Source organism: Vibrio sp. Vb0304 (genome assembly GCF_033338995.1).
GTDB lineage: Bacteria > Pseudomonadota > Gammaproteobacteria > Enterobacterales > Vibrionaceae > Vibrio > Vibrio alginolyticus.
In genome coordinates this window covers 1-10244 of record NZ_JAWOTT010000042.1, presented here as the reverse complement: position 1 = coordinate 10244, position 10244 = coordinate 1, and the positions used below count along the sequence as shown (strand labels likewise).

7 protein-coding genes are annotated in these 10244 nt (G+C 44.0%); 4 read left to right on the top strand and 3 right to left on the bottom strand.

Annotated elements, in window-relative coordinates; all coding sequences use genetic code 11:
- Positions 1-272: 272 nt before the first annotated feature.
- A complete protein-coding gene (sohB, locus tag R7P35_RS23325; protein ID WP_042523086.1) occupies positions 273-1334 on the bottom strand; it encodes a protease SohB in 1062 nt (353 codons plus the stop codon).
- Between the two features lie 254 nt (positions 1335-1588).
- Between sohB and R7P35_RS23320 the strand changes: the two genes are divergently transcribed.
- From R7P35_RS23320 to R7P35_RS23305, 4 genes are all read left to right on the top strand, one after another.
- On the top strand, positions 1589-2335 hold the full coding sequence (locus R7P35_RS23320; protein WP_005372980.1) for a YciK family oxidoreductase: 747 nt from the start codon (positions 1589-1591) through the stop codon (positions 2333-2335).
- 129 nt (positions 2336-2464) lie between these two features.
- Complete coding sequence (gene imuA, locus R7P35_RS23315) at positions 2465-3157, top strand: translesion DNA synthesis-associated protein ImuA (RefSeq protein ID WP_017633866.1); 693 nt, start codon at positions 2465-2467, stop codon at positions 3155-3157.
- Positions 3158-3161: 4 nt separating this feature from the next.
- Positions 3162-4565: a Y-family DNA polymerase gene (locus tag R7P35_RS23310; RefSeq protein WP_054574790.1), complete on the top strand. Its 1404-nt coding sequence runs from the start codon at positions 3162-3164 to the stop codon at positions 4563-4565.
- Between the two features lie 27 nt (positions 4566-4592).
- Positions 4593-7667: an error-prone DNA polymerase gene (locus R7P35_RS23305; protein ID WP_213904867.1), complete on the top strand. Its 3075-nt coding sequence runs from the start codon at positions 4593-4595 to the stop codon at positions 7665-7667.
- 72 nt (positions 7668-7739) lie between these two features.
- Here R7P35_RS23305 and R7P35_RS23300 read toward each other — a convergent pair whose 3' ends face one another.
- Together R7P35_RS23300 and R7P35_RS23295 are read right to left on the bottom strand one after the other, a co-directional pair.
- Positions 7740-8693 (bottom strand): chemotaxis protein CheV, encoded by a 954-nt coding sequence (locus R7P35_RS23300; protein ID WP_005372976.1) that lies wholly within the window; start codon positions 8691-8693, stop codon positions 7740-7742.
- A 363-nt stretch (positions 8694-9056) separates the two neighbouring features.
- Positions 9057-10244 (bottom strand): ROK family protein (locus R7P35_RS23295; RefSeq protein WP_318092706.1); only part of this gene is annotated, 1188 nt, incomplete at its 5' end.

Sequence of the window (10244 nt, the reverse complement as noted above, 5' to 3'; positions counted from 1 at the left end):
ATAAAGTGCCTTTACCTGCACCACTAGGTCCATCTACGGTTACAACCGGAGTTTGAGAGGACATGTTCTTCTCCACCAATAGTTTCTTTTCAGCAATTTGCTCGGTTTTCGAGGCGCACATTATACGGGTAATCAGTCTTTGGAGCGAGGAAAAATGTCGTGTAAAGCATTACACCTAATGCGTAATTGGATTCATCAATAAACATAAAGTTCAACAAAAACGGCGAGAGCTTCCGCCCTCGCCGTTTTAAATGTCATGAACTTAAGCTCGATTAAACAATCGGCTTTTGACCACGCTCAGCTAACTTTAAAATCACACTATCAGCGACTTTACCCGCCACACCTGCTAGCTTGTCGGCCAGTTTTTTCTTTTGTACATAATGCACAGAAAGTACAGTTTTATCTTTGCATGCTGCAACAACGATATCATCAGATGTACTAATGTCATCCACCAAACCAAGCTCTTTCGCTTGTGTACCGAACCAGTGCTCACCAGTGGCTACTTTGTCTAGGTCCAAACTAGGACGACGCTCACGGATGAAGTCTTTAAACAAGACATGTGTTTCTTCAAGTTCTTGCTTAAACTTATCGCGCGCTTTATCGGTATTCTCACCGAACATCGTTAGCGTGCGTTTATATTCACCCGCTGTTAGTTGTTCGTACTCAATGTCATGTTTCTTCAACAGTTTGTTGAAGTTAGGAATTTGTGCGATAACGCCAATAGACCCCACAATTGCAAATGGTGCAGAAACAATCTTATCTGCTACACATGCCATCATGTAACCGCCACTTGCCGCAACTTTGTCAACAGAGATGATCAGAGGAAGACCCGCAGCTTTGATTCGGTCCAGTTGAGAAGAGGCAAGGCCGTAACCATGAACCATACCACCGCCAGACTCTAAGCGAAGTAACACTTCATCACCTTCACGTGCGACAGCCAAAATAGCGGTGATTTCTTCACGTAGAGACGCGACTTCTTTTGCGTCTATGCTACCGTTGAAATCAAGAACAAATAGGTGTGGTTCACGCTTGCTATCTAATGAACCGTCTTTGCTCGCTTGTTTGATTTCTTTCTCGCGAGATTTGTTCTTCTCTTTTTCTTCTTTCTTGACGGCTTTATCTCGAGCCTTGATGAAAGCATCGTCATGCAAATGATGCTCTAACTGCTCAACAGATTGTTTGTGTTGATCTGAAAGGTTGGTAATCTCTAACTCCCCTTTCGCCGCACCCGATTTGCCACCAGCCGATTTTGCAATAATGAGCAGAACAATTATCGCAGCAACCACCGTGATAATTTTGGCCAGAAACAGACCATAATCTAATAAAAATTCCAACGAGAGCTCCTTTATCTCATTTCAGATGACGTTAGTATGTTACGCAGAAACATCAGCGAGAAGGCAGCGCGGTTTGTAACCACTTGTTCTGATTGATAGCATACCTAACGAAAGTTCTGGAATTGGTATAACACATGAATTGGTGTATTGTAACCATCTTGTCACGATTACCAAGATTTTCCATTGAGAAACAGGCGTTTTTTAGCGTCAATTAACTATCATGGACCCTCTTACAATAATAAGGATTTATCGCCGTGAACTACTCCGTTTCAGCTGATGCTCTAAAAGGTAAAGTCATTCTTGTTACTGGCGCTGGTAATGGCATCGGCCGTCAAGCCGCGCTTTCTTATGCCGAGCACGGTGCAACTGTTATTCTCTTGGGTAGAAATGTGCAAAACCTTGAATCTATCTATGATGAGATTGAAGCTGCTGGCTATCCACAAGCTGCTATCATTCCATTGGATCTCAAGGGTGCAACTCAGCAGAATTACATTGATATGGCAGAGACAATCGAAGGACAGTTTGGTCGCTTGGATGGTCTATTACACAACGCAGGTGTCTTGAGTTCGCTGTGTCCATTTGATCAAATCAAAGAGGAAGACTTCGACGATATCATGCAGATCAACGTGAAAGCCGAAGTGCTAATGACTCAAGCATTACTGCCTGTGATGCGTAAATCAGAAGCTGGGCGTATTATCTTTACCTCTTCAACCGTCGGCCACTCTGGCCGCGCATTCTGGGGGCCATACGCTATCTCTAAATTTGCCGTAGAAGGCATGATGCAAGTTTTAGCTGACGAGCTGAGTGATACACCGATCCGCGTTAACGCAATTAACCCTGGTGCCACTCGTACTCGCATGCGTGAAAAAGCATATCCGGGTGAAGATGCGAATACTCTCAAAACGCCACTGGATATCATGCCGCTATATTTGCACTTAATGGATCCTGCGGTTACCGATGTGAACGGTCAGTGCATCGACGCTCAACCGAAGCGTAAATAACTCATTCAGGTTACCTCACATAATCGATTGAAAAGGCAGCAAACGCTGCCTTTTTTCATTTCTCTCTTCATAAAAATCTTGCGACTTTCTCCCACAGAAATATACTGTATGTATATACAGGTATTTATTATGCAAGATATTATTCAGAACTTAAAAAGCCAACACCTTGTTTGGCAAGCAAATTTAACGAAAGCAGATCCTCAGCAGTTGCAGACTAGTTCCGGTTTTTCTGAATTAGATGATTTGCTCGGCGGAGGCTTTCCACCTCATGGCGTAGTGGAGATGGAATCTATTGGTAGTATTGGTGAATTGCGTTTGCTCGCTCCTTATTTAAAAGCCACCCAGACCAATGGTGTGACTGCATTTATTCAACCTCCCGCGTTAGTGAATTCTCTGTTCTTACACTACATCGGTTTGGATATAAACCAAGTGTGGGTCGTTAATCCAGCTCATCCCAAAGATGCTCTTTGGGCTGCAGAGCAATGTCTGAAAAGTGGGGTATGCAGTAATGTTTTGTTATGGCAAGAAGAGCTTGAAATACATCAAGTGAAACGCTTACAGGTAGCGAGTGAACAAGGTACTTGCCCTCTCTTTATGCTTAAAACAGATACTATCAACCGCTTGTCTTTGCCTGTGTCACTCAGTTTAAAACTGAAAGGCGACGAGCAAGGGATTCATGTTGAAGTGCTGAAAAGGAAAGGAGGCTGGAATAGAGGTAGCGTTAGTATCGGATTCCAACACCATTACCCGCAACTGGTGAAACCATCATCTGAAACTGTGCACTCGACTGTGGTCAATTTCCCACTGGCGAACCAAGGTTAGTGATATGGCTCTGTGGATTTACTTGCACTTCCCTCGCCTGCAGCTAGACGCACTCTTTGGTGATAACCAAGAACAACCCGTGGTGATTGTCGAAAGCCAACGTTGCCAGATTATTCAATACAACGAGATTGCCGAACAACAAGGCATTAAGCCAGGTATGGGCCTAGGCAGTGCTGCGTCCTTGTGTCGAGATTTACAAGTGCATCCTTATCATCCGCACACCGAATGGAGCAAGTTACAAGAAATTGCTCAATGGCTGTATTTGATCACATCTGACGTTGTGTTGATGCCAAACCAAGGTATTTTGCTGCGTGCTACTCCAATGCTCGCTCTGTATGAAGGGTTTGAAAACTATTGGAACAAAGTCAGAGCTCACTTATCGGAGCTGAAACTGAGTTTTCAATTCGGATGTGGTTTTTCGCCTTTTGCTGCCAAATTGATGGCATTATCAGGAGCGAACGTCATCAGCGAAGACAAATCTGCCATACAAAAAGCCTTATCACCAATACCGTTAACACTGACAGATTTATCAAACGCTACCGTAGAGAAGTTACAACGTGTAGGTGTCACCACATTGCAAAACCTGCTTGAACTGCCATTGCAAGACATCGCACGACGCTTTGATATCGATTTGGTGAACTACGTTGGTCGACTGACTGGGCAGTTTAAACACCCTGTCGACTTTTATCACCCTACCGAATCCTTCCAAGTTTATTTAGAGCTGTTGTTTGAGATCGAAAACGTTCAGTGGATTGAAAAGCCGTTGGCCAAATTACTTCGTCAACTCGAAATCTTTCTTAAATTAAGAGATAAGGTCGCTTTTGAACTGTGTTTAACACTCCACCAGCGTGAGAAACAAGAGCAACACCTTCAACTCACTTCTGCGCAAGGTGATTACCTATGTCAGCGTTGGCAACAGTTAGCGAGTTTGAGCTTAGAGTCACTCTCGCTTAATGGCCCAGTCACAGGGCTAACGTTAAAAGTCATCCGTCAAGGTGAGCCTCTTAGTGCATCACGCGATCTCTTTGCTGGGCAGAAAGGAAACATGAATGCTTTAGAGTTGCTTTCTTTACTGCAAGCTAAATTGGGAAAAAGTGCCGTTTTAAAACCCAATATTGCTTGCGATCCTAGACCAGAAAAGGCCAGTCAGTATCGCCCTGCTGATGCTACGGATGAAAAGGGGCACGCCATACCATCCATACTACGCCCAGCAATGCAATTACCGACTCCCATTGTATTGCAAGAGCAAGTTTCTTTGGTCCACGGACCTGAGCGAATAGTTTCTGGGTGGTGGGATGGTGATGAGATCATGCGTGATTACTACATTGCACACACCAAGCAAGGCCGCTGGTTATGGATATTTCGTGATCAGCACAAGCACTGGTTTCTTCATGGCTATTTTTGTTAAATCGACAGTTATTTTTGTTGGGTCATTATGAGTTACGCGGAACTATTTTGTCAGTCTAACTTCTCTTTTTTGACTGGAGCTTCTCATGCAGAAGAGCTGGTACTCCAAGCTGCTTTCTATCGCTATCAAGCTCTAGCTATAACGGATGAATGTTCAGTCGCGGGCGTTGTCAAAGCCCATGCGACCATCGAACAACATAAACTCGATATCAAACAAATCGTTGGAAGTATGTTTTGGTTAAATGATGAATGCCAAATCGTACTGCTTTGCCCTTGTCGCAAGGCTTATGCCGAGTTGTGTCGTATCATCACAAACGCAAGAAGACGCAGTGAAAAAGGCAACTATCAACTATTCGAATGGGATTTGATGTCGGTTCGACATTGTTTGGTATTGTGGCTGCCCACACATCAAGAGAGTGATCACTATTGGGGGCGCTGGCTCAATCAACGCCACGCTAATCGTTTGTGGGTAGCGATTCAGCGCCATTTGAGTAACAACGATACTGAGTACATTGCGCACTGCGAGCAGTTAGCACATGAATTTCAATTACCTATAACTGCCTGCGGAGGCGTTCTCATGCATGACGTTGAACGCTTGCCATTACAGCATGTACTTACTGCTATAAAACATGGGTGTAGCGTCGATAAACTCGGTTTTGACCGTATTTCGAATACTGAGCGAGCGCTTCGTCCTTTTAAAAAGTTGATTCGGATTTACAAACCAGAATGGCTGGAAGAAAGTACTTACATCGCCGATTTATGCGAGTTTAAGCTCTCCGATTTAAAATACGAATATCCTACCGAGCTGATCCCAGATGGTTATACACCCGACTCTTACTTACGTATGTTGGTCGAACGTGGTAAAAAGCTGCGTTTTCCTGAAGGCGTGCCAGCAGAAGTCAATCAAACCATCGAGAATGAACTGGCGCTTATTCAAGAGCTTAAATACCACTACTACTTCCTTACTATTCACGACATCGTAATGTTTGCGAAACAGCAAGGTATTCTTTACCAAGGGCGAGGTTCCGCTGCAAACTCTGTAGTGTGTTATTGCCTGGAAATTACCGCCGTCGATCCTCGACAAATCGCTGTCTTATTCGAACGATTTATCAGTAAAGAACGTAAGGAACCGCCGGATATTGATGTGGACTTTGAACACGAGCGCCGTGAAGAAGTTATCCAGTATATTTACAAAAAATATGGTCGTGAGCGTGCAGCACTTGCTGCAACAGTGATCAGCTATCGCTTTAAAAGTGCCGTGCGTGAAGTCGGTAAAGCACTAGGGATTGAAGAGACCCAATTAGATTTTTTCATTAAGAACGTTAATCGCCGAGATCGCAGCCAAGGCTGGCAAGCTCAAATTATTGAACTTGGCTTACAACCAGAATCTCTCAAAGGGCAGCAGTTTATCCAATTGGTCAACGAGATCATTGGCTTCCCACGCCATTTATCTCAGCACGTAGGTGGCTTTGTAATTTCATCTGGCCCTTTATATGAGTTGGTACCTGTTGAAAATGCCTCGATGGAAGATCGCACTATCATTCAATGGGATAAAGACGATTTAGAAAGCTTGAAGCTACTAAAAGTCGATGTACTCGCACTCGGCATGTTAAACGCCATCAAAAAGTGCTTTCAACTGGTCGAGAAACATCACCAGCGATCCCTCTCGATTTCCGAGATCACTCGCCGACAAGATGATCCACACGTGTACCGCATGATCCAAAAAGCTGACACGATAGGCGTATTCCAAATTGAATCTCGTGCACAAATGAGCATGCTTCCTCGCCTAAAGCCTGCTTGTTATTACGACTTAGTGATTCAAATTGCAATTGTTCGTCCAGGCCCTATTCAGGGTGATATGGTGCATCCTTTTTTAAAACGACGAGATCACAAAGAGCCTGTCAGTTATCCATCGGAAGAAGTAAAAAGCGTTCTGGAGCGGACTATGGGCGTCCCTATTTTCCAAGAGCAAGTCATCAAGCTAGCCATGGTAGCCGCAGGGTTTAGCGGCGGCGAGGCCGATCAACTCCGTCGAGCGATGGCATCATGGAAAAAGAATGGCGATCTCGCTAAATTCAGACCAAAACTGATCAATGGTATGCAAGAGAGAGGTTATGACTTAGCGTTTGCTGAGCGCATTTTCGATCAGATTTGCGGCTTTGGTGAGTACGGCTTCCCTGAAAGTCATTCAGCGTCTTTCGCAGTGCTGGCATATTGTTCTGCATGGTTAAAATATTATTACCCAGCCGAATTTTACACTGCATTATTGAACAGCCAACCAATGGGATTTTATAGCCCATCGCAATTAGTACAAGATGCTCGCAGACATGGCGTCGAAGTATTGCCGGTGTGCGTCAATCATTCAAAATATCAACATCATCTCGTCTCACGTCCGAATGGCAGGCTCGGCGTGCAACTTGGTTTTCGCTTGGTGAAAGGCTTTAACGCAGAAAGCGCACAAAGGCTTATTGAGCGCAAACCACTTAATGGTTACCGATCGATTCAAGAAGTAAAGCAGATATTAAGAAGCCGAAGTGACATTGAATTATTGGCTTCAGCCAATGCATTTCAGGCCTTATCGGGAAATCGTTATAACGCTCGCTGGGCAGCAATGGATTCCTTATCTGACCTACCATTGTTTCACAAGGTCGAAGAACCCAATGTTAGCTACCAGACTCAACCCTCTGAATATGAAAATTTAATTGAGGATTACGCAAGCACGGGACTATCTCTTAGCCGCCATCCAATTAAATTATTAGAAGAAACGGGCAAACTCCCTCACTTTACCCGCATGAGGCAACTGACAGAGAAACCGCATAAGTCACTGGTCACAGTGGTAGGTGTGGTAACAGGAAGACAATCTCCAGGCACCGCCGCTGGCGTGACATTTTTTACGTTAGAAGATGACACGGGCAACATTAATGTGGTCGTTTGGCAAGCGACAGCACGAGCCCAAAAGCAAGCGTATTTAGGCGCTAAAGTATTAATGGTGAAAGGCATTCTTGAAAAAGAGGGAGAAGTCACACACGTTATTGCTGGCAAGTTGATGGATTGCACGCACTACTTGAACAATCTACAAAGTAAATCTCGGGATTTCCATTAGTACAGAGGAATTAAGGAGAGAAATGTTAAAAATCAGAGAGAGGTGCGCTCCCTCTGATTTCACTAGATCTAATCATGCACTTTTAGAAAGCATCTGGCGTAATCGGTCTTGAGCAACTTCAACCAGCAGATCCGGTTGGAATTTAGATATAAAGCGATCACAGCCTACTTTTTGTACCATGGCTTCATTAAAACTACCGCTCAGAGAAGTGTTCAATGTGATAAACAACTTAGACATACGTGGATCTTGGCGCACTTCATGGGTCAGTTTATAACCGTCCATTTCAGGCATTTCAGCATCCGTAATCATCATCAACAGCTCTTTTTCTACATCTTTACCTTCATCACACCAACGTTTTAAAACCGTTAACGCTTCTAGCCCGTCACGGCACTCGATGATATTCATACCCAATTGAGAAAGCGTATCGCGAACTTGATTACGAGCTGTAGAGGAATCATCCACAATCAGAACATTACGCCCGACCATTGCTTGGGCCAATTCTTGATCGAGAATGTCCTCCGAGATAGTCACGTCGTAATGTACGATCTCTGCTAAAACTTTTTCAACGTCAATAATTTCGACAATTTGAGAGGCATCCCCCTCTTTGATTTGCGTGATAGCCGTGAGGTAATTCGAGCGACCAGACGTGGAAGGAGGCGGTTGAATTTCAGTCCATGCCGTATTAATAATGTTTTTAACCGGACCGACTAAGAAGCCCTGCACCGTGCGGTTGTACTCTGTCACGATCAAATTTTCTTCTTCCGCTTCACCACGTAAAGCAGGAAAACCAATTGCGCCTCGTAAATCAATCACTGGTACCGCTTCACCTCGTAGAGAAGCAACCCCACGAATATTGTAGTGCGATCCAGGGAGCTTGGTTAACGGTGGAAGCTTGATGACCTCTTTCACTTTGAACACATTAATCGCAAATAATTGGCGACTATTTAAAGTGAACAGCAGAAGCTCTAGTCGATTTTCACCAACCAAGTTTGTACGCTGGTCAACCGTATTTAACACTCCGGACATACTACTACCTAAATTATGGATAATTCTTATTTTACTCGAAATCAGTACAGACACAGCAAGGTTATATAACCAAATAACCTTAAAATATTTGGCTTTTCGAGCACAGCTTTAAAGTACAACAGTTTTAGCGTATTACTTCTCTTTGCATCAGACGCAAAGTCACGCAGCACATTGAAAGCCATTTTGTTTATTTACTTGAGCTTTTTAGGAAATTACATGAATGGCGCAGATATAGCAATGCAACATAACTCAAATTCCCTTTCTAGTAATAGGCGATCAAAAAGGGTGAGCCGTTAAGTCTCACCCTAAATCACCTACAAATGCAGTCTCAACAGCCAGGCACATCATCATGTTAAAAAGTACTTAACCTTCCACAACCTTCATCAATAGTTGACCATCGTACAACGCTTGCTTAATCAACGCGGCACCAGGCATTGTGGCTTGCTTATAGAAACGAGACTCCACCAGCTCAAGATCTTGGTGATAAACAGGTAAACTCTGCTCTTCGATACAGCGACGAACCGCAGGATAAAGCACATCTTTTGCTTGGTTAATCACACCACCGATCAAGATTTTCTCAGGGTTAAATAAGTTGATCACAATAGCAATTGCAGAGCCTAAGTAGCGTCCAAGTTTTTCAATCACATCGACGGCCAAAGGATCACCGTTTGCAGCGGCTTCACAAATGCTCTCAATACTCATTTCCTCTTGTTTAGCAAGAATAGAGTCTTCGCCATCAGCGATTCGTCTTACGACTTCTTCACGAATTGCTTGAGAACTGGCAACGGTTTCCAAACAGCCAATATTGCCGCAATGACAACGTTTTCCATTTGGGTCAATTTGAATATGCCCGAGTTCACCAATGTTACCGTGACGGCCTTGCAAAACGCGCCCATCCAGAATGATGCCCGCACCTAAACCGTGGTGGATAGAGATAAGAACGGAGTTGTCATTATCTTGAGAATGACCAAAAAGCTTTTCTGCTAATGCCCAAGCTCGCGTGTCATTGGCAATGAAAACTGGCAAGCCTGTTGCTTTGTATATCTCTGGTCCAAGAGCAAGATTTTCGACATTGTAATGAGGCATCTGCAAAACGACACCTTGCTCTGAGTTCACGAGACCAGGCAGTGTAAGGGCAATACTGGTAACCCGATCCAGTTGATCCGCGTAAGTCTGAAAAAATTCATCAATTTCGTAAAGCAGGCGCTCAAGCACATCGTCTTGGTCAAGCTCGTGTATCTCGATTTTAGTATCGATCAGTACATCACCGCCTAACTCATGCAAAGCAATGGTTAAATAACCCCGCCCCAAACGCATTGACAAAAATTGCCAGCCTTCATTATTGACCTGCAAACCGACAGCAGGTCGACCACGACTCGTCGCTTCTTGTACTGTCGTTTCATGAATCAAGTGCGCTTCAATTAATTCTCGAGTGATTTTGGTGATACTAGCAGGAGCAAGCTCACTCTGCTTGGACAAATCAATTCGAGAAATAGGACCTTTTAGGTCAATTAGTTTATATACACGACCAGCATTGACCTGTTTGATATG

Excerpts from the sequence above, each read along its gene's own strand:
- R7P35_RS23300 (WP_005372976.1), bottom strand. The coding sequence starts at position 8,693 with ATGTCCGGAGTGTTAAATACGGTTGACCAGCGTACAAACTTGGTTGGT.
- R7P35_RS23305 (WP_213904867.1), top strand. The coding sequence starts at position 4,593 with ATGAGTTACGCGGAACTATTTTGTCAGTCTAACTTCTCTTTTTTGACT.
- imuA (WP_017633866.1), top strand. The coding sequence starts at position 2,465 with ATGCAAGATATTATTCAGAACTTAAAAAGCCAACACCTTGTTTGGCAA.
- R7P35_RS23310 (WP_054574790.1), top strand. The coding sequence starts at position 3,162 with ATGGCTCTGTGGATTTACTTGCACTTCCCTCGCCTGCAGCTAGACGCA.